This is a genomic window from Mycobacterium sp. IDUB_37 (assembly GCF_055419245.1).
The window spans coordinates 215,589-236,681 of sequence record NZ_JBVAXG010000008.1 but is presented as its reverse complement, the minus strand read 5'-3'; the positions used below and the strand labels follow the sequence as shown (position 1 = coordinate 236,681).

Below are 21,093 nucleotides of genomic sequence, written 5' to 3'. Positions count from 1 at the left end.
ATCAGCCTGAGACGGACCCCCAATGTTTGCCGACGCTTCTCGTATTCTTCTGGCATTAGGTAACGTCGGTCACCAGTTCACCGGTCTGGTCACCGCTCCCGACTCGGCGCTGTGGAAGACCCTCAGCTTGCGAATCGGTCAACCGGATGCTGAATTCGACACAGCGAGCGGCTCAAGCATCATCGCAGACGGTGCCAGCGTCAGCGCCCCAGTCGGCGCGCGCTGTGGCATATTGCGTTTAGCAAAACCAGTTGACTATAAGAATTACGCGGCGATCGATAATCTGATTTCAGATTCAAAGCTCTACTGGTGCTTCACCGCTGTCGAAATATTAGAGCAGATGACGGGTTTTTTCCCGCCCTACGACGGCGGTGGCATTGCGGACGGTTCCTGCCAGTTTCTCTCTCTGGAGGCAAAACTCGATTCGAGCCTGCCCGGTAGCGACTGGACCGGAGCGGCGTCTAAGGCCTACGCCGACCAGACCGGGACAATACAGAAATTTGCGCTAGCGATCAGCAATCTTGACAACGATCTTGCTCGCCTCACCGAGGATCATGCCAACATGGTCACCCACATACGGTTGGGGTTTGCGGTATTGAAGGATTTATTAGTTCTGGCCATGGCGGTATCGCTGAAGATGAAGTTAGCTGGTCAGAGTTCCTACTGGTTCGTCTTAATTGCTTGTTCGTTAGGGATCGGAGCCGCCATAGTAATGCTTGGAGCCCTGCTTCTTGAGTCTCGAGCAACCAGCAACGACGTGGATGCACTGACGGCGAAATACGACGCACTTGTACCCGCGGGTTCACCACGAATGTTGGCCGGGGTTGGGCGATCAAGAACGGCGGCGTCCGCCGTGTCACAACCTAGAACCACCATCACCGACAGGTCGAGTGAATCCCCGAAGACAATCGCGTTACTGAGAGGATTATCGAAGCAATCCCGTTCAAGCGGCGCCACACTGTCTGAAGGCGCCAGTCTGGGAGCTGAACGGTCAGCGCACTTAGATGCTCCCCCAACGCCGGCATCTAGATTGCCAACCCCAGCGGAGTTGACAGTTTGGTCGGGGCGAACAGGTAGTTCCGGCGGCGCGCTCATTGGCCGCGCACCCGTTAAACATGCGACGGGTGAGGCACTCAACCATGCCTCGGTGGGCCATTCAGGCCAAACAGCTACGAAAGGCGATCAGCAGGTGGATTACAACTGCAGTCGAGTCAGCGCTGGCCGCTTTGGCCTCTCGGCCCCGCACGACGAGGCAACGCGACACCCATCAGATAGGTCTGGCTCCGAAACCCCCGTCCTCGAGGGGTTCCCCACCCCACACCTCGCACTCCCGCGTGACTCGCCGACATCGAATTACCAGCTGCGCGAGCTCCATTAGCTCCACCGCAGGAGGACTCCCGCGCCAGAGGCCGCCGAGCGGCGACCGACCCACCAGCAATTAAATCGCAGCGCTGTGGTGCAAGGGAGCTGTTGGTGTGCAGCGAACGACCCGATCACGCAGCAAGTCGACTTCGCGTCATCGCCGGCCCGCGGCACGAGAGACACGTAAGTCGGGCACCCAAGCCACATGTCCGGCGGAAAAATTAGTGCACGGAGGGTGCGTCGAGCGGTGATAAGGTCGCAAAGCTTGCCGACAATAACAAATCCAGGGGTAACCGATGATTTTAGCCGAGGCCGTTGCGGTATTAACTGCTATCGCCGGATGTACCGCCGGCACCGTGGGGTTCTTTGATAGCGGACTCAGGGGCGGTTCGGGCAACGACAGCGTGCCATTAACTGACGAGAATAGGGCCAGCTATTCGATCGGCACAATCGGTGACGTATCCAGTTTGTATTTTCTCACGAGAACGGGCTTGATTAAAAATCCGACTTTAGAATCGGCGTCTGCCAGATACGACGCTCTGTATGACGCACGAGAATCTCTTAAAAAGGGGGGTTGGGGCGGCGACGACGTGGATGAGCAGATCAAGCAACTAGATGGCGATGTTGAACAGGCGCTGGACGACTACGATTCGGCTGAGCGCGAGATGTCGAATTTTAGAGTGCTCCTGATCGCGTTGTCGGTCGTGCAGTCGTTGGAATTGACGCTGGGGATTGGAGCGCCATACGACGGGCACGGTTTAGTGGTGGGTGCGGATGGCTTCGATAAAGTCGATCAGGAGTTGGCGACCGCCGTCGGCGACGAGCGCTGGGAAGGTACCGCCTCGAAAAGCTACACGGGGCAAAACGCCTCGCAGCTAGAGCTGGCAAAGGCAATGGCACAGGCCGACCGGTCGTTGGCAGAGATCGCAGCCAAACAAGGTTTGCTGGTGGATCACTCCCGCCTTGCGCTAGGCACCGACGCCACATTGTTGGGAGTGGCCATCGCCATTGAGGCGGCCCTTTACGTGTCACCCGCCGGAGGACCAGCTACAGCGGCATGGTTCGCAAGGACGGCAGCGGTACTTGGAGTTGCGGTCGCGGCCGCCATGGTTGCGGCCGCGCTGGGAGTATCAATTCAAAACGCGCAGGCTGCCAACGCGTTGGCCGGCAAGTACGGCCAGCTGGGCACCAACACGGCCGCGGCGGGCGGTCCGGACACCTCAGTGGCCGCATCCGATTCGACAGCGGTTGCCAACGTCGCGGCCGTCGCGGCCGACAACCCAGGCTCGGACACCACTGGTGCGCGCACCGCCACCACCGAGACGGCAACCGCCAACGAGCGACAACCTTCCATTGCTGCATCCACCGGTGCTGTCAATGCGTCGCACGTATCGACCGGCGCGATCGCCTGGGAGCCGACGCCGCAGATCACGCCGGACGCGCAACCGACCCTGGCACAACTGATCAGCCTGCCACCCGCCACACCACGGCAACACCTCGGCCCGAACAGCAAAATAGTTACACCGAGGTTCGCAGCGGGTTTGCCCAGCACAGAACAGCGAATTTCCGCTCAGCGTAGCGACGATGGAACTGCACCATCGACCGTGGCCGGCGACGACCATTCCACCAACACCGGCGCCGCACCCGGAGCCCGGCGAGCACCAATCCACACCGCTGCAACTAACACCGCACAATTAGTGACAGCCGCACCACTATCCGCCGAGGTGTAAACACCAGCATTGCGACTATCGTCTCTGAGGCAGGTGAGCGGCCAGCATCCGCGTCGAATCTGTCGCAACTCAGGCCGAAGCCAACCACCGGAACCGCTAGCACCGCGAGCATCGTCAACCTAGTCGAGGAACGGGACTAATTCTTTACAGGCGTTGTCCCACAGGCGGATCACCACCGACCAGCGCTGCCCCCATTTCTCGGCCAGTTCGTCGTTCGCCGAGCGGACCGCGGTAGCATTTGGCCGCGGTGTAGATCGGGCTCGATCTCGTCCCGGTGCTTGCAAGCGGTGAGCCGAAACGTGTTACGCAGCAAGCGAATGACGCACGTCCGGACGATTGCTTGCGACCGATGCTGTCGACCACCTCGGGTGGTCCCTTAAGTTTGTCGCAGACGACGATGGCGGCGTCCTTGGCGGCGGGTTTCGGCGCAGATGGCGCTGTCCAGGCGGGCAGGAGATCCGTGAACAGTGTTCGGATCGGCGAACAGAACGCTGTTGTGGCGGCGAATTGCCACGTGTCACAGTGCTGTTACCAGATGTGACTTGTCCACTTAACTGTGCTCATCGAGAGTCCGCGGGGGTCGGAGGCTGGCTGAGCGGTCAGCCGATTGGCAGATTGCGGTCGAGCTCGTTCGGGTGACGCAGGAACACACAGAATTTCCCCCAGCGCCGGTTCCGTCACGCCTTCAACGGGCGCATGCAAACACGCCTTCGACCGGTGGGTGCTCGTCGCCCTCCGTAAAATCCGATCGGCTGAGATTCGTTATGGCGTCTGGCCGCAGTGTCGGCGTTGGTTCCGCTGCTGATGCTTAAACGCCAGCGCAGACGACAACGAGTACTCCGGGCTGCCATCCGCAGTGGTCCTTTGCTCGATCTTGCCGTGGCGTGCCCAGCGGTAGATATCGGCTGGTATGCAGTGCAGTAATTGTGCAAGGTCGGCTGCGGTGAGCCATTCGAACGCCGCATCGTCGGTCGAATCTGCGGACGGGTTGGGCCAGTAGTGACCCAGGTCGGCCCATCGTCGGTCGAGGCTGTCAAGCGCAGTCTGTGGGTCCCCTGTCGCGCCGCTAATGAGGTCGACGACGACTTGGCGGTACGACATCGCGATGCGTTTGGCTTTGTCCTCGCGGCTTTCGCCGGGCCAGGGCCAGGGTTTGACGGTCCAGCGGCGCCGGGTTGCGGCCTTGATCGTCAAGTACGTTTCCTTTTGAGGCTGTTTGGTGTAAGCGCCGTGGGTCTTGCAGACCCCATGTTCGGCGCGCTGGTTTATTATATTGCGTCGACTTTCGGCCTGCTGCACCAATTCTCGGGCCTGCGATCTCTTCGGGGCTTTATGTCAGCTCGTCGGCGGTGTAGATGAGCCGTGCGGCATCGCAAGGCCACTCTGTGCCGTCGTACTTACACACCTTGCTTCGGTGGCGGCATTGCTCATCTGAGCAGCCGGCGTTTTCGCAATCGCCCCAGCGGGGCCCATGCAAGTCACGTAACGGCTGCTGGCGATGCCACTCGTCGTGTCGTTCCTGGTCAACCACCAGCGCCGAACAATCCGCGCACGACCACAGAAAATCATTGGGACCCACATTGACCGTTCCATAGCTCACGGTGTATTCCTTTCGCCGATATCTGGCAGGCTCTACGGCCAGTAACATGACAGTTTCCATCTGACGATCACCCCGGCGACGGGGCTATCCAACTCTGATTACTCATTCGTGCTGCAGACGCGACCTCTGAGGCCGCGGAGGAGACACTGAAGTTGAGGCGCGCCGACCGCGAAAAGCAGTGCGAACTGCCAACCGCGACGCGCTGTAACGCCTTGCTGAGGCATGTAGCGAGCGCGGCGTCCTGCTGAGCGACGGTGAACACCGTAGCTTCTGGTGGGGCGAACGTCCAACCCCATTCAGGGTTCGCAACTCGACGAGCAGGGCCAAATAATTTCCGCTGAGGCGGCCGCAATTACCAGTGGCCTATTGAGGCTTGGCGGCAACATCGCCGGTCTTACTCGGATACAAACTGGCAGCCAGGGATCGCTGACCATACCGCATGTTCGGCAATGGGATTGATTAGTAACGCGGCGGTCACCATCGGCGGATCAGCGGTCGGCACAACGGACGTCGGCGGACATTTCGCAACACTAGAGCTGATCAAATACTGACGTACGCCAGGTTCTGGCTCGCTCGCGCGATTCCCACCGGGATGAGCCGGGAGCTCGTTCGTCAAGCCACGAGACTTCAAGGTCGTCGGGTATCGCGCTAGGTCAGGCATCGATTCAGTCGATTGGAGCAAGTACCTTTTAAGGATCCGATAATTTGTCGCCGGCGAATTAGCCCAGGACAGTGCTGGTAACAGCCTCACAAACGCAGAGATTGCGGTCGAAAAAACTAGAACCGCAAAGGGTAAAGTTGCGACTGCCAAGAGGTAGGCCTACTTAGCCAAAGCAGCAATTGGCTGCCGATCGCCGTGCAATACCGGTACCTACCTCCGCACCGCTGTCGGTGTCGGTGTCGGTGTCGGTGTCGCTGTCGCGAGTCCTGAAGCACGGATTCCCGCGATCCCGGTGTCCCCGGCGAGCACCTACCGGCGCCCTGCAGCCGATACGGCGGAATCCGCGGGCGGCACCACCGCTGCCCGCTGAGGCGCAATCCACCGTCACCCGTCTACCGATTCCCGTCAAGCGGTAATCGGCGCCGGAAGCGTGCCGGTGCTCAGAATTCAATCGAAGCCGACAGCGGTGCGGGCACATCAGCGTCGGTGAAAACATTCGGCCAAGGTGGCGGTGGTGATGCGCGTCATCGGCCTGCTGTCGGCGGTCTGCCCGAGCAGCTCACGGTTACACCGGAGCGATGGCGAGCTTAGGAGGCCTGTTGAGGATGACTGCTTTTGGGCGTTAGCTCGTGTGTTGCGGTGCGACCAGTCACTCGATATTAGTGCACGTTGAGTGGTTCCGGCGATGCTATCGTGAATTCGGCGCACTGCCGTGCGCCCGCATTCCGGGGTTTCCAGAGCGGAGTTTTTGGTGTCGTTGATCGCTGATGCGAGCCGCGTGTTGTTTGCGTTGGGCAATGTCGGCTCGCAGTTCGGTTACACGGGTTCGGACCCAAAATATTCCGGGGAGTACGTTGCGGCATGCGCCACCAATACGGGAATCATGGGTGCCCTACCGGCGACACACTTTGCCCGTCGATACTTCGACCGTCATTTTGAAGAAAATGGCTCGAACCTGGCGCGGGCGCTATTCAGTAAAGACTCTGGCCCCGAATATTTTCCGGGCGGCGCTCCTGGCCCCGCCGTTATGGCCTGGACAAAAACGCATGTGTCGCTGCCAGTGACAATAATTTCGTGGACCATTAGTTTTGTTGACGCGTGCAGCACCTTGTTGGGTTTTATGATTCCTGCCGAGGGTGATGAGTTCACGGCGGGTTCCGAACAGTTCAGTGCATTGTCCGGCGAACTGGGTGGCGCAGTCCCCGATGACCGTTGAAGGGCGCAGCGGCGCACGCATATAAAGAGTCGGACGCGGCGCTGCAGAGGATGGCGGAATCCTTGGCCGAACTCGACGTCAAGCTCGCGGTCCTGGTGAAATCTCACGCCGACGTTGTGACCCAATGTCGTCTATCTTTCGGCGTACTGAAGGACCTGCTGGTAGGCGCGATCCCGATCGCCGCAGCCCTCGCAACCGGCCCTGACGGAGGTCTCTTGTTCGCCCTCAAGGCCGCTAGTCTGAGCTTTATCGCAGTTCTCCCACTGGTGAGCGTTCCGGCACTGCTTTCGAAGACACGAACTGCCCGGGCGGCGGAGTCAATTGATGAGGCATACCGCAAGTGCGCAGGCTTGCTGGGTTCGGGTTCGGCGGCTTTGGCTAATGCCAACCCGGTGTCGGGGTCCGCGTTTACGGGTTCAGGTGACGTACGAGGCGGCGCGGTAGACGAAATCGCGGGCAGCGAGCCCGTCGCGGGCGTGGTCGAGCTGCCGTTGGATGTGGATGCGATGAGGGTGAGTGTTGGTGGCCCGGACCCCGAAACCATTGCTGACGACGCGACAGTGGCACCATCAGCAGGAGTGCATGCGGATGGAATCCGGCAGCGAGATACCGGACACGCACGGCGAGGCGCTGCGCCGGCAGACGCTGGGCGGCGGCGGTCCGCGGAACCGAAAACCGGTGAGGCACAGTCGGTTGATGGCGACGACACTTCACAAGACGCGGCGTCAGCCGATGGGCAGCATTTCCCAATCGAGCAAGTTATAGACCAGGCGCGGCCCTCACCCACGTATGTGGCGACGCAGCGCCTGACGCTGACCGCAGCGATGTAGCGCCTCATCTTCAGGGCCAGCCTCTCTGCAACACATCCACCCGGGGTTCCTTGGCGCAGCCTCGATTTTCTCCCTCCGACGACATTCGGTCAGATGACTTGTCCAACTCGGCTCCGGCCACCGGCGGGAGGTCCGATCGGTTGGCAGAACGCGACGATCTCAGGGCGAGCGTCCGACGTCAGGCGTCCAATGTGCATGTGTCACGTTGAGGTGAGCACCTCGACGGCATGAGTTCGTAGCGCACGCCGTGATCGGTGCCGCACGATCTCGTGCCACGGCGTGGCACGCCACCGTCGGTGAAAGCGTTCCGCTCGCGCTCGCCGAACCGTCGGCGGCAGCCCAGCTTGGTGCCCTAGGCCGCCGTCTTGACGATGCGGCGCGAGCAACCGCATAGCCAGGCCCCGTCGTCTCGGTCATGTTGGCCAGCCGCCGGGTGGACCTTATGCCTAGCTCTGGCGGCCATTTGAGATGCTTTAGTCCGCTTACCCTCATGTCAGTTCAACCGGCTTGACTAATTGGCGGAATAGCTAACTCGGATCGATGATAAACTGACCGGCAAAATGACGCAGGAGGAGTTTTGCGATGTCGGTTCTCGCTGAGGCCGCTACCATCATTAGTGGCTTTCTGGACCTCGGCGTGAATGCCGCGGGATTGCGCCGGGATATAAGCGACAAACATCCGCCGAAAGATGTGTCCATTGCTGCCAGCGCTTTTGGATTTACCGGAAATCTTGCCAGCACCGTTGGTGGCGCCTCGGTCGGCACTGCGACCTGTGTGAGCCGCCAAACCCTCCAATATGCTGTGCAACACGCACAGTCCGTCCTTCGCGCAGCATCTAACGACTTCGACAGCAAAAAAGCTGACCACCAACTAAAGCGAAGCTACTTTTATGCAGTCAGAGAGACGAAGAGAAGGCAAAAGGCGGCAGCTACGCGCAGGTACACGGTTGACAACCGGGGAATTAACCCCTTGATCGAGCAAATGATTCGGCCGGACCGTCGTAACAACTTGAAAGAGTACTTGGCACCTCTTCTGACGGAGGCCAAAGCAGCTGAGTACAGAGCTGGATTGTTGTTAGAAGAGGCGGAATACGAGGAACGCTGGGCCAAGAGACAGCTCCTCAGACGACGACGCGAGCTGGCGGAAGTCGAAGCAGAGTTCGCGAAAGCGGCAAAAGTGCTCAAAAAACACGACAAGCAGTTAAGTGTGATTTTGTTGGCGTTGTCGGTGGTGGAGTTATTGGAGTTGACGACGGGTTTTGGGGCGCCGTTTGATGGGCAGTGTTTCGAGGTGGGTGCGGCCGGGTTCGTCGGGGCAGGGGAAGTGTTGGCGGAGTTGGCTGGGGAATCTTGGGCGGGTGTGTCTGCGGGGGGTTACCGCGGGCAGAATACCGCGCAGCGAAAGTTTGCCGAGACGATGACACGGACGGATCGGTCGCTGGCAGAGATTACCGCCAGTCAGGGTTCATTGGTTGAGCATGCCCGACTGGTGCTGGGCGTGGATGCGACGCTGCTGGGAATTGCCCTCGCTGTGGAGGTGGCCCTGTTTATGTCGCCGGAGGCTGGACCGGTGACGGCTAAGTGGTTCGCCAATACCGCAGCTGGCCTCGGGATCGGGGCCGCGGTCGGCATGATTACCACCGTATTGGCGTTCTCGAACCGCAACGCCCGCGCCGCCGACGCATTGGCTGCCCACTACGATCAGCTAGCTACCAGTGCAGGCGCCGCGGGTGACTTCAACACCACCATTGGGGTGGCAGATTCAACAACAGTCAGGCGCCCGGCCGTCGTCCCCTTGACCACCGCAGACCCAGACACCGCTGCTCCCATCGGCGCCCCCGCAGCAACGGTCGCCGATCACCGTCCTACACCCAACGATGCATCCGACGCCCGTTACGCCTGCCCGCTCGTCTCAAATGGCGCTTTCGCGCCGGCACCGGTCCCGCTAATCACACCTGCGGTCGAGCCTGCCCCTACAACACCGATCGCCCCTGGGGCCATGCCTATCTCGGCACCGCCGCGCAACAAGCCCCTCAGCTGGTCACAGCCCGCAAACCACGACGCCGCCTTTCCTGGCGAGCTGGCAACAGATCACCCCACCTCCACCTGCCCCGCACCCGTCTCCCGGCGTGCCCCCACCAACACCACCGCAGCGAAAAACACCTCACCGGCGACACTGCTCTGACGCTTCCGCGCTGTCGTCACGGGTGGCGAGGACACGCGATATCGCGTTCGCGGACACCTGCCGGCGGTCGAAGTCAGCCGCGATTCAGCTGGTCAATACATTCGACGTCCGACTCGTCAGATTTCGGTATTGGTAGACTTTGACTATCTCGGATAGAGTAAAAGTAAACAAGAAGACCGGGGCAGTGCAGGTGAATATTCGAAGTGCTTTGCACAATGAAGTGAACATGCGCGCAGGCAGGCCGTCTAAACGTAAAATCTTGTTTTTGGTCGTATTAATTACAAACCTGCTCGGTGGCGTCGTGGCCGTACTTATGGTGACGACGGTGATGCCGCATCCAAGCATACTGGATCCGAGTGTGTTATGGATATCTGTCACCGTCGTGCCGGCCTATGTAGTTGTTGCGCTGGGTGTAGGCTGGATTTGGGTGTCAAGGCGTATTGTCTCGCGACTCCGCTGGAATTACGACGGGCAACCTCTGACTGCACGGGAAAGGCGCGACGCTTTTCTGGCCCCGCTCCGGTTCGTGCTGGTTGCAGTCGTTTTATGGAGCATTGGCGCTGTTGCGCTATCGCTTCTATACGGGACAGCTAACCACAGCTACGTCCCAGAGCTGGTGTTCGGAATGGCGTTCAGCGGCATTGTATTGTCGTCAAGCTGCTATTTCATTGGCGAACTATTTTTCCGGCCTGCGGCGGCTGTAGCGATGGCAGCCGCCGAGCCACCGCCGTGCACCGTTCCTGGGGTCATGGGGCGGAGCGCAATCTCGTGGTTCTTGGGATCGGGCGTTCCGCTGATCGCCATCATGACAGCCGTTGCGCTCACGATGTCGAGTGGCCAGATGACGACTGCCGAAGTCGGTACATCCGTACTATCTTTGGCGGCAGTGGGCTTCATTTTTGGATTCATATCCAACTCAATAGCGACGTGGTTGACCGCGACATCAGTTCATTCACTGAATTCAGGCTTGCAGCGGGTGAAAGCCGGAGACCTGAATAGCCAGCTCGAAGTCTTCGACGGGTCCGAGTTAGGTGAGCTCCAACACGGTTTCAATGCAATGGTGGATGGGCTTCGTCAACGCGAACGCATTAGGGATTTGTTCGGTCGGCACGTTGGGCACGTTGTCGCAGCTGCCGCGGAGGAACGCCAGGTGGAGTTGGGCGGCAAAGAACAACACGTAGCAGTGCTATTCGTCGATATCGTAGGTTCGACCGAGCTCGTGACGGGCCGTCCGCCGGCTGAGGTGGTGGTAGTACTCAACAAATTTTTTACGGCTGTTGTTGAGGATGTCAATCGCCACAACGGTCTGATTAATAAATTCGAAGGCGATGCGGCTTTAGCGGTATTTGGCGCGCCGCTAGTGGCACGCTCGCCCGAAACCGATGCTTTGGCTACCGCCCGTGCATTGTCCCGCCGGCTCAGCGTAGAGGTCCCCGAATGCCGGGCCGGTATCGGCGTGGCTGCCGGCACAGTTTTAGCCGGCAACGTAGGTTCGTACGAAAGATTCGAATACACCGTTATCGGTGAGCCCGTTCACGTAGCTGCTCGACTGTGTGAACTGGCGAAATCTGAGCGGAACTTAGCTCTCGCATCAGCCGCAGCCGTGCAGGCTAGCGACAGTAGTGAGCAGCGATATTGGCAGTTGGGTCGACCAACGCCGCTGAGAGGTCATAGCAAACCGGTCCGCATAGCTGGTCTTAAATCGTAGGGGCGGTGTAGTGATGGGGGATTCAACGCGCCGTAGCGAATGCTAATACCCCGCGGCCTCACACCGGCCGCTGGCGGGCGCGGATCCCCCGGGTGAATATCCTTGGGTTGCTGACGGGTCATCGAGCATCGAGCATCGCGGGTGCGACCGCTTAGCACCATCGAGGTCGCCACGTTTTTGACAGGGCCGAGAGTCCGATTCGGTGGATCCGATGGAGCCACCGGCGCCGTCATCCGTCAATGTCGCGGAATGAAGCGAAGCGTGGTCACGCTGGCGCCTTTCCAGCGCAGACTATCGCGTCACTGCATCCATGGTCTCGCCATCAGAAGTCGGTGTAGTCGAGCAGCGTGATCGCACTGCACTTCACTCACCATTAGTCGCGAAACAGCAGCCCGAACACCCGTCGGACCGCCGGATTTTCCAGTTCAGTCTCCCAAGTGCAAACAGAAATTGGTGCCGGGCCTGTCCACGTATATTGCTATCATCGGGTTGCGCGATAACAGCTGCGTTAGTCTCATAAGAAAGTCATATATGCAACTCCTGGTCGAAGCTGGCAGAGTTTTGGCTAATTTAGCCAGCGTCGGCAACCACCTTGTCGGCGTCGATGAGCACTTTAGCACCGGACTGAGCGATCTACCGTTTACTAGCCGTGAATACCTTGCTACGAGTTTAACCAACATGAGTGCCGACACCATTGCGGCAGGAATCGGGGTCAGCAAGATTGTTTTTTCGGAATCCAGGATAGCAGCTCCTGCATCGGTGAACATCGTTGCAAATCAACGGGTCGGATTTGTTGAAAATGCTGAAGTATTGATCGTAGCCAGAGATCCGCTCGAGGTCCGGAGAGGACATGAATACACGTCCGCGGAGCAGAAGCGAGTCGGATTCGAGGTTTGGCAGGAACGACGTAAGAACGGCTTATCTCACACCAAGGACGAGAGACAACGCGATCGCCGTGCACGTCTAATTACTGCCAACAAAGAACTTCAACTAGACAAAGCAGCACCCAACCGCCAAGCAGCCCAGATTAAAGCAGCGAAGAGCAGCGGAATCATCGCGTGGGCCATTACGGTGATCGAGGGTTTGGAACTGTCAATGGGATTTGGGCCGCCATTCGACGGCGAGGTGCTCAAGAACGGTGCGGGACAGTTCGATTCGGTCTGGACGCAATTGGGGCAGGCCATTCCTGATAACAGGTGGGATGGTTCGGCGGCGGACGCCTACGCCAGTCTGAACGCCGAGCAGAGAGGTCGCGCACGAGACGGCTCCGAGTTGGACCGCGAGTTGGCCGACGTGATCGCGCAACAGGCCCAGTTCGTCACTTATATGCGTTTGGGCATGGGAATCCTGAAAGATGTGTTGCTGGCCGGTTACGCGATTGAAATGGCACTTATTTTTGCCGATCCTCCGCTGGGTCCCGCGTTCGCGAGAGTATTCGCTGTCGCAGCTGCGTCCCTTGGGGTCTTCATTGCTATGGGTGTTTTGATCACCTTGGCCGGGCTATCCGCCCGCAGCGGACGGGCGGCAGACGATGTAGCCGACCGCTACGCGAAGACAGCTGTGGGAGCTGTGCTCACCGGTGCACAAGCACGGACTCCGTCCGTCATTGCACCGCAGTCTTCGGTGTGTGACTGTCCAGCCACGGTGGCCGATATGTCGCAGGCACCAGCGTCGTCGAACTCGCGGCCGGCTAATCGCGCCGGTAGGCCGGTTGAGCCAGAAATCGACCCGCACACTAGCGTCAGATCGGCCACCGAGGCGGACACCAGTTTGCGACGGACATCCGCCACACCGACGGCACCGCCAGCTGCAGCACCCATAGGGGCCCAAGTTTCACTACGTACCGCCTGGATTAAACAGGTCGCCCAACACACCCAGCAAGCCGCCATTGGTCGCGAGAGCAGGGTCGAGGAGTCGATCGTCGACCCCCCCGCTGGCGACGTCGGCGCCCTCGCCGCAGCGTTCAGCCCCGAGGCGGACAGCCCAGCACCCCTTCTGGAACCCGATGCAAAGTACCTCAGGCCGCCTGCCCATTGCATCCGGCAGGATAGTCTCGATACGGCGCTGAAAGCGGGCCGGCGTAGTTGATCTGTCCCCGCGGTGACGAGCGGCGGTTATCCGGGGTTGCGAATCGACGGGCGGATTTCCAGCGCATTCAAGCTCCGTCTCGCGGATGTTGCTGAGTTAGCTGGCGTCATTTCACCTGATTAATCGCTTGTGAAGAAATAGGTCCACAACATAGCCCTTCCCGCGAAGTCTATTCCGGAGCCGGAATTAGCTGCTTCGCGGGCGTTCGGCGTGTAGAGAAACTTCCCTTTCGGTGCTTCACTAAGTCTCGATCTCTGATCGACATACACAGACACTTTGCCGCTAAACGCAGGTGCACTCCCAGGCCGCAGCGCAGCTTTCGCTGGATTCCATGAAAAGTTTCAAGACCAATCCGCCACCGAATTGGGCCGCCGGTAATGGATCAGCCAAGTCCCATTCCGTTCGCAGAAATGCAGCGCCGACTTCATTGATATCTTCGTAAAACTCTAACAGCTGATTGGTATCGTGAAATAGCACGCGGGTGTGCGGCACTTCTGTAATGCTGTTCGGCGTTCCGATTGTTCTTGTGCAGTTCGGAGTCGGCATCGGTCGACTGCTGCAAGGGCAGGAAGTCGCTGCTGAGAATGTCGGGGTGACAAGCCGTGCCAAGCGATCGAGGCTTCGCGCGAAGAGAGGGAACCCATCAGCGGCGGAGCCCACGAAGAAGCGACACACGTCTACAAGCGGGCCGCCGTGCACTAGCAGACGGCCTGCCAGGCCAAAGCCGTGCCGTGCGGAGCGAAGGAATTGCCCGTGCAGTTTGGCGCAGTTTCGGCACCAATGGACTGTGAATTTAGTCAACGATCAATTTCCACGTGACATGGCGAACATGGCATTTCGCGCTGTGTTCGAGCAAATAGGATCACTCGTTAGACAGATGGGGCAGGCCAAGCTGCCTCCGATCGCGGGCGCGGACTCTCGTTCCACTGCGTCGAAACGCATGGTGATCTGTGTACCGTCAGCTGAGGGTGTGATGTTCACGTCGTTGGCGAGTTCCTGGATAAGGTGCAGGCCACGTCCTCGGGATTGGGCGGGACTGAGCGATTCGTGTGAGGGTTCGATCCAGCGACCTTGGTCTTTGACCGTCACGGTCAGCGATTGATCCTGCAGTGTCGTGTGTAGTGATACCAGCTTGCCGGGGTCGAAGTGGCTTCCGTGCTCCACCGCGTTAACAATGGCTTCGCCGACAGCGAGCAAGATGTCGTGGGCTCGGTCCCGTTCGAGCGCGATGTCCCGAAGCCACTCGGCGAGTTGGTGTCGTGAGGTGAGGACATGTTGGGGTGTCGCGCGCCAATGGGCTGCGAAACTGAGAGTGTTAGCTATACAGGCTGATGGCCGCGAATCAGTCATACAACAATAATATCGGTGGGTAAGCAATGCCTTGCGCACTTTTTTCGAGCGCCTAGGCCCGTCGCGGGCTTACCAACTCCTGACCGCGGCCGACTTCGTCCCGACGTCGGACTGGGTCATACGAGCGGTTCACGCCATATTCCGTCGAAATGACCAACGCCCGCCCCCGTAGCACACCAGCGCATCACTGACCTCACCGTCACCGCGACCCCGGAGCCCACAACGATGACCGTCGTAAAATCCATCCTGCTGTTCGTCCTGGCCGCAGTATTCGAAATCGGGGGTGCCTGGCTCGTCTGGAAAGGCGTCCGCGAACTCCGAGGCTGGCCATGGGCCGGAGTCGGCGTAATCGCGCTGGCTGCGTACGGTTTCGTTGCCACCCTGCAATCCGACGCCAACTTCGGCCGCATCCTGGCTGCCTACGGAGGCGTATTCGTCGCCGGCTCACTTCTATGGGGAATGGCATTCGATGGATTCCGCCCCGACCGTTGGGACATTACCGGCGCGCTAATTTGCACCCTCGGAGTCGCCGTGATCATGTATGCCCCCCGGGGCCACTAACCGAGCGACGCCTTGGAGATCACTAACTACATTCCTGCAGGTAACACTGCTTGGGGTCAGGCGTGACTTATTGGTGCAGCACAATCGTTTGTTGAGGGATGTTGTCTGTTGGTGGCGTGATCGGTGCCCGCTGACCGGTGTGTGTTGGCGCTTTCTTTGGTGTCGTCGGCATCGGTGTTGGTGCGCGGGGTGGGCTTCGTCTTGGGTGTTGGGACGGGGCGTGTCGCCGTGGGGCGGGGCCATGCCCGCAGTGGTGCCAGGCTGGGCGTTAGCGGCACCGGCACGATGGTCGGTATCTGTCTCGGCGCGGCAGGTGCATGGGTTTCGCTGGTGAGGGTGGCGGCGTCAAGCGTGTGGGCCGTTTTCACCAGATCGGCGACCGCGGTGGTAGGGGTTGATGCCGTGGGTGCGCTGGTGGTGATGGTGGCGAAGGACGAGACCGTGGTGCCGGCGCTGGGGGTAGGGGTGGTGGCCGTCAGGTTGGTGTCGGTACTCGATGGCGTTTGCTGGTAGCTCGGGATCAACGCGTCGGCTGTCTGGGCGTTGTCGGTGGAGTTGGTACTGACGATTCCATACATCAGTGCGGCTGCGGAGATCCCGAATGTGGCTGCCATAATCTCAAAGCCCCGCGCCAGGGTGGTGCCCGCCGGGTAAGGAGCCAGCCAGTTCAGGGCTTCCTCCACGACTAAGGCCGCCATGAGTAACCCTTTATCGATTCCCAGGCCCAGATGCAGGCGAGTGACCCACTCGGCCTGATTCGCCACAATGGCCGCCAGCGTGCCATCCAAAGCGGCCAGCGTCGCGGCGCGATCGTGCAGCTGCGCATTCGTGGTGCCATAAGTGCACGACGCCGCACCCCGCCACACATCCACCGGAGCCGCCCCGGCCAACTGATCACCGACCGCGCTGAACCGCTCCGAACCGACTTCGACGTCGTCACCCTCATACGGAGGCCCGAACCCGATCGTAAGCTCTAACGCCTCAATAACAACGATCGCCCACAAAATAATGCTCCCACCACGCGCCCGATCCCTCTTCACATCCGCTGCGTTGTCTTGTGCGGTCTTTGCTGTCGTTTCTGCGTTAAGCTTCGCCTGTTTATTCTGTGCTTTCCAGGCCACTTCGTTTTCTTTGTTAAAAGCTTCGGCGCGCGCGCACTCTTTGCGAAGTGCTTTGTCGTGTGCTCTGCGAAGCATTTCGTTGCTTGCACACCACGTTTTATGCTTGTGATTGTCAAATCTACCTGTGCTAGAGCTCATGTAGGTGTCCATGTTAGCCTCTAAAGCTGTTTGCAAAAGGTTACGATATTTTCCCGCATCTACTTCGATCCGCGTCGGTTTCGCAATCGGCGAATAATAATCCTGCCAACTCGTCGTTACGGATAGTCTCGCTAGTGCAGCTTTCCTCCCGAGTATGGATAGCGCTGCGGTGCCATCCACCGATGCATTAGTGGCGAGCGGTGCTGTGTATTCATCGCTGGGCTGAATGCCGCCGACCCCGACGAACTCTTTGCATAAGCCGCCCAGCGCGGCCAGAATATTGATAGCTTCCGAAATCGGATCCAATGTACCGGCCTCTTTCCGTGCCCTACGGCGTCTGAGCATGCGCGTGTCTGCTGCGCAGCATGCGCAGCGCGCCCGTAGGCGCATTCGATGCACTCAATTTTACAGCGTCCCTAGATGACCAGGTCGGCAAAAGCGAGGCACAAAATGTCAAGGGCCACCACCCATGGCAGATCGGGCAACCTCGAGGTCATGCGCCAAACCACAAGATTGCGTAGTCGACGACGGAATTGAGCCGTAGACACCGCCCAATCCAGTACCGCACGCGACTCTTCCTATGGCTGCGCCGCCGCGCCACCACCGTTCTAACAGAATTGTTTTACCTAACTGACGATGTACACACTCGAACGCCCGACCACCCAATGCCTGCAAGATTCCGCACCTTCACACCACACCCGAGTGCTGCTGACGACAATGGCGGCGATCGATCGGCACAAGTAGTTCCGGGAGCGCTGAACTTCTTGCCTGCCTTGGTACAAGATAGGGGGTATCTCTGATTCGGCGAAACTTTTCATGATGTGGGACCGTAGTAGACGTACCTGAGCCCGAATTTCCCACTGGAACTCCGGATCTTCTGCGCTATTCGCGTCCTGGTGCGGTCGACCGGCTCCGAGCGAGTTCGTCCTGTTGGGTGCTGAAACTCGTGGCTCCGATAGGCGCCCGGCCGCCTGCCGACGCGCTGAGGGCCTGTCCATCGGGTTCTGATACGTCCCGCTCACTTGTCGTCTGAGGCCCCGCCGCCGGCAGGGCCTGCTCGCTAGGCCGCGGGAGCTGTCGGTCCTGCCCGCCGGCTCTGCCGAGTGGATAAAAACGCCTCGCCAGCTGCGCTGAAGCAGGGTCTGTCTGACCCGACGCGACTCTGGGTTGAGCCAGGGTAGGGACAGAATCTACTGACGAGGCACCTGAAACGGCAGTACGGCGCGGGACACCAGATGGAGGCGAACTTAGCCCGAGCGGGACAGTCCCTGGGTCAGCGGCCGCAAGGAAGGCCTCGCCGGTTACTCGCCGCTCGGCAGGGTCCGCCGCCACGAGCGCTGAGGTTTGAGTGTCCGCCGACGTCGCAATATTGGACGTTTGGACGGCATCAAAGTCAGAGACTGTCGAATGCGTGCCTCGCGGCGTGTTCGAGGCGAACGTAGTTCCGGTAAGTGCCGTTGCTCGAACGAGCCCTTCGTACTCAGCAGCCAGCTCGTCCGCTCGCTTGCCGTGCTTTGCCGAAATGCCAGTCGCGGTTCCCAGCATTGCCAGTGCAATCGTGATGGCGAGAGCAGAAACACTGATAGCGAATTTTTTCGCAATAATTTCACCCCCAGCCCCTGCAAACACCATTCTCAAAGCCACTTCAACAAAAATTGCTGCGGTAAGAATATTGGTCAGTATCCCAAACCCCAGACGCATATGGGTCACCCACTGGCCCTGACTACCCACCACTCCGGCGGACTGCGTGTCCAGCTCGGACAGCCTCGTCGCTATCTGTCGCAGCGAACTATCCAACTCGCTGTATGCTCGCGCTCCCGATCCCTGCCAACGCCCGTCGGGGAGAGCCAGTTCAAGCTGTGCTGCTGTCGCGGCGGACTTCTCTGAACCTGCAGCCAGATCATGCCCCGAAGCAGGCTCGCCGAATCCAAGCATAAACTCTAAATAGCCGACCACAGTAATCGTCCATGGAATAATATTGACTGCGGCGCTCGAGGTGCCCTCAGTCAGGACAGCATTGTTATTCTCGTCTAGTAAGACCCTATGCTTTTCGTCTAACTGCATGACGCCATTTGCGGCCGCTTTTCCAAGAGCAGCAGGCGGATAAGTGATATTATCGTGGATCCATTTCTGAAGCTTAGGTGCAGGCGCATCGGGTGTTAGAGCGATCACTCTATTACGGTCCCAATTCGCGAACTCGCCGTAGGGCTTCGACGCACTGAGTATCGTCCGAGAACTCAGCATGCCCCCAAGGCTGCCGGTCATTCCCATCGCGCCAGCTGCCACAGATTCGCCACCGCTTCGGGTTTCCATCCCATGCGGAGTTAGCTCTGCATCAAACCCGATGAAATGCGTCCCGAGGGAACCCAGCTCAGCGATGATGCGTGCTGTATCAGCGAGGGCATTCATTACGATCCCTACCCCTTTTGCCGCAGGAAACCTCCGCCGCACTTGCGGCCGCTGCCAGCCTAGCCGCGACCGCACCATGCGACCGTCACCATCTTCGAACGGCCTGCGCGTGCTCGGCGTGGCGGATCCCGCCCGCAGTGCTGCCGGCGGCGGCTGGATGTGGACTGTAAGTGACCCCGGAGCGCAGACGGGTATCAACCCGAGGCAATAGCACCGCCGCCGCAACATACCGCCCCAAACAGGGCATTACATAACTTGCTGCTACTGTAAAGCACAGTACTTGATGCGGCGGACTTATCCCCAGCAGGAAAGTTAGGTTCCCATGGCCACACCCGTAATCGTTGGCGCCGTTCGGACAGCGATCGGACGTTCTTTCAAGGGCACGCTCGTCAACACCCCACCCGAGACGCTGATCACCGCGGTGCTGCCCGAGGTGGTGCGCCGCTCCGGGGTCGACCCGCAAGCCATCGACGACATCATCTTCGCCGAATCCCATTACGGCGGCGGCGATTTGGCGCGTTACGCGGCCACCGCCACCGGACTGGAGCACGTGCCCGGCCAGTCGGTGAACCGGCACTGCGCGGGCAGCCTCACCGCGATCGGCAACGCCTCGGCCCAGATCGGCTCCGGTATGGAGCGGGTGCTGATCGCCGGCGGCGTCCAGTCATTGTCGATGACGCCCCTGACGAATTGGCGCATTCCGGGACCGGAACTGAAGTTCGAGGAGCGGTGGATGCCGCCCACCCACGTCGAGACGCCGGACGCACCGGCCAAGGACATGTCCATCACGGTCGGCTGGAACACCGCGCAGTCGGTAGGCATCAGCCGCGAAGAGATGGACGCCTGGGCCGCCCGCTCGCACCAGCGTGCCGTCGCCGCCCAGGATGCCGGGAAGTTCGCCGACGAGATCCTGCCGCTCAAGGTCACCCTGTTCGACGGGTCGGTGACCGAGTTCGCCGTCGACGAGCACCCGCGCCGGGACACCACCGTGGAGAAGCTCGCCGGGCTCAAAGTGCTACACCCCGAAATCGAGGGTTTCTCCATCACGGCCGGCAACAGCAGCGGCACCAACGACGCGGCCGCCGCGGTCGCACTGGTCGATCGCGACTACGCGAGCGCCGAGAACTTGCAGGTGCTGGCCACCGTCCGGGCCTGGGCCGCCGCTGGTGTGGCACCCCGGGACTGCGGGCTGGGGGCGGTGAAGGTGATCGGAAAGGTGCTGCAGCGAGCCGGGCTGTCGGTGGACGACGTAGCGTTATGGGAGATCAACGAGGCATTCGCCTCGGTACCGATCGCCGCGTGCCGCGAGTACGGCATCGACGAGGAGAAGGTCAACTTCTTCGGCAGCGGTTGCAGTCTCGGCCACCCGATCGCCGCATCCGGTGCTCGGATGATCACCACCCTGACCTACGAACTGGCCCGGCGCGGCGGCGGTATCGGTGTCGCCGCAATGTGCGCGGGCGGGGGCCAGGGCGGCGCCGTCGTCATCGAGGTGTGAGGGCCTCGAGTTCGGCGCGCAGGTTGGCGTGCGCCCGCGGCGTCCACCGAGCGTGGGCGACCGGGGTGCGATACAACGCAGGCTTATCGAGCAAGGCCTGCAACACTTTTGAGCGTCCCGCCCGGAATGCCTCGTCAGCGAGGTGCGCGTACTCGGCGCGGACGGCGGCCGCGTAATCGGCGTAGCTTTGCGGCGATGCCGCCAGGATCGCGAGATCGGCGTCGCTGAGGGCTTCTCCATTTCGGTCGCCGGGCGCGGGGTCGTGGTTGGTGGTCATCCTCACCAGGCGGGCGACCTCGACGACCAGTTCGGGCTTTAGGCCCAATGCGGTCAGATCGCGTTCGGCGCGCTTGGCGCTGTTCTCCTCGTCGTCAGGCTGCCCCTGATAGACGACGTCGTGGAACCAGGCCGCCAACCGAACAGCATCCACGTCGACGGCGTGCTCAGCGAGTTCGTCGATGCGCAGCAGTACGTGTCGAAGGTGAGCGATGTTGTGATAGCGCCGGTGCGGTTCGGCCCACGCGGTGAGCACGGCCTGGCCGGTTTCGTCGACCCGTGCCGAGGCAGTGGTGTGGCCGGCGAGAAGTGTCCGCCATCGGCCAATCAGGTCTGCGTCAATGTTGGCTCCAGACATTTC

The 21,093-nt window shown here is 60.2% G+C and carries 14 protein-coding genes; 9 read left to right on the top strand and 5 right to left on the bottom strand.

Annotated elements, in window-relative coordinates; translation table 11 throughout:
• Nucleotides 1-22 precede the first annotated feature (22 nt).
• Both ACZY1I_RS24530 and ACZY1I_RS24525 read left to right on the top strand, forming a co-directional pair.
• On the top strand, nt 23-1,378 hold the full coding sequence (locus tag ACZY1I_RS24530; protein WP_463758446.1) for an EspA/EspE family type VII secretion system effector: 1,356 nt from the start codon (nt 23-25) through the stop codon (nt 1,376-1,378).
• Nucleotides 1,379-1,658: 280 nt separating this feature from the next.
• Nucleotides 1,659-3,092: an EspA/EspE family type VII secretion system effector gene (locus tag ACZY1I_RS24525; protein WP_463758444.1), complete on the top strand. Its 1,434-nt coding sequence runs from the start codon at nt 1,659-1,661 to the stop codon at nt 3,090-3,092.
• 762 nt (nt 3,093-3,854) lie between these two features.
• On the opposite strand, the gene ACZY1I_RS24520 is transcribed toward ACZY1I_RS24525, so the two are convergent.
• Nucleotides 3,855-4,391 carry a hypothetical protein gene (locus ACZY1I_RS24520; protein WP_463758441.1) on the bottom strand — a complete coding sequence of 179 codons (537 nt, stop codon included), beginning with the start codon at nt 4,389-4,391 and terminating at the stop codon, nt 3,855-3,857.
• Between the two features lie 1,713 nt (nt 4,392-6,104).
• Here ACZY1I_RS24520 and ACZY1I_RS24515 point away from each other — a divergent pair.
• The 5 genes from ACZY1I_RS24515 to ACZY1I_RS24495 all read left to right on the top strand — a co-directional run bounded on the left by ACZY1I_RS24515 (nt 6,105) and on the right by ACZY1I_RS24495 (nt 13,379).
• Nucleotides 6,105-6,569: a hypothetical protein gene (locus tag ACZY1I_RS24515; RefSeq protein ID WP_463758439.1), complete on the top strand. Its 465-nt coding sequence runs from the start codon at nt 6,105-6,107 to the stop codon at nt 6,567-6,569.
• Complete coding sequence (locus ACZY1I_RS24510; RefSeq protein WP_463758437.1) at nt 6,566-7,399, top strand: EspA/EspE family type VII secretion system effector; 834 nt, start codon at nt 6,566-6,568, stop codon at nt 7,397-7,399. The genes ACZY1I_RS24515 and ACZY1I_RS24510 overlap by 4 nt, the downstream gene beginning before the upstream one ends.
• Before the next feature lie 582 nt (nt 7,400-7,981).
• Entirely contained in the window at nt 7,982-9,583 is a 1,602-nt protein-coding gene (locus ACZY1I_RS24505) for an EspA/EspE family type VII secretion system effector (RefSeq protein WP_463758434.1), read from the top strand.
• 139 nt (nt 9,584-9,722) lie between these two features.
• Nucleotides 9,723-11,291, top strand: coding sequence for an adenylate/guanylate cyclase domain-containing protein (locus tag ACZY1I_RS24500; RefSeq protein ID WP_463758432.1), 1,569 nt, complete (start codon nt 9,723-9,725; stop codon nt 11,289-11,291).
• Between the two features lie 531 nt (nt 11,292-11,822).
• A complete protein-coding gene (locus tag ACZY1I_RS24495; RefSeq protein ID WP_463758429.1) occupies nt 11,823-13,379 on the top strand; it encodes an EspA/EspE family type VII secretion system effector in 1,557 nt (518 codons plus the stop codon).
• Between the two features lie 804 nt (nt 13,380-14,183).
• Here ACZY1I_RS24495 and ACZY1I_RS24490 read toward each other — a convergent pair.
• The gene (locus tag ACZY1I_RS24490; protein ID WP_463758426.1) at nt 14,184-14,729 is read right to left on the bottom strand and encodes an ATP-binding protein; all 546 of its coding nucleotides are present in this window, start codon (nt 14,727-14,729) and stop codon (nt 14,184-14,186) included.
• A 225-nt stretch (nt 14,730-14,954) separates the two neighbouring features.
• Between ACZY1I_RS24490 and ACZY1I_RS24485 the strand changes: the two genes are divergently transcribed.
• A complete protein-coding gene (locus ACZY1I_RS24485) occupies nt 14,955-15,290 on the top strand; it encodes a YnfA family protein (RefSeq protein ID WP_463758424.1) in 336 nt (111 codons plus the stop codon).
• Between the two features lie 56 nt (nt 15,291-15,346).
• On the opposite strand, the gene ACZY1I_RS24480 is transcribed toward ACZY1I_RS24485, so the two are convergent.
• The gene (locus ACZY1I_RS24480; RefSeq protein ID WP_463758422.1) at nt 15,347-16,855 is read right to left on the bottom strand and encodes an EspA/EspE family type VII secretion system effector; all 1,509 of its coding nucleotides are present in this window, start codon (nt 16,853-16,855) and stop codon (nt 15,347-15,349) included.
• A 576-nt stretch (nt 16,856-17,431) separates the two neighbouring features.
• Nucleotides 17,432-18,958 carry an EspA/EspE family type VII secretion system effector gene (locus tag ACZY1I_RS24475; protein WP_463758419.1) on the bottom strand — a complete coding sequence of 509 codons (1,527 nt, stop codon included), beginning with the start codon at nt 18,956-18,958 and terminating at the stop codon, nt 17,432-17,434.
• A 322-nt stretch (nt 18,959-19,280) separates the two neighbouring features.
• On the opposite strand from ACZY1I_RS24475, the gene ACZY1I_RS24470 reads away from it, so the two are divergent.
• Nucleotides 19,281-20,456 carry a thiolase family protein gene (locus ACZY1I_RS24470; RefSeq protein ID WP_463758415.1) on the top strand — a complete coding sequence of 392 codons (1,176 nt, stop codon included), beginning with the start codon at nt 19,281-19,283 and terminating at the stop codon, nt 20,454-20,456.
• Here ACZY1I_RS24470 and ACZY1I_RS24465 read toward each other — a convergent pair.
• Nucleotides 20,443-21,090 carry an HD domain-containing protein gene (locus ACZY1I_RS24465; RefSeq protein WP_463758412.1) on the bottom strand — a complete coding sequence of 216 codons (648 nt, stop codon included), beginning with the start codon at nt 21,088-21,090 and terminating at the stop codon, nt 20,443-20,445. The genes ACZY1I_RS24470 and ACZY1I_RS24465 overlap by 14 nt on opposite strands.
• Nucleotides 21,091-21,093 lie beyond the last annotated feature (3 nt).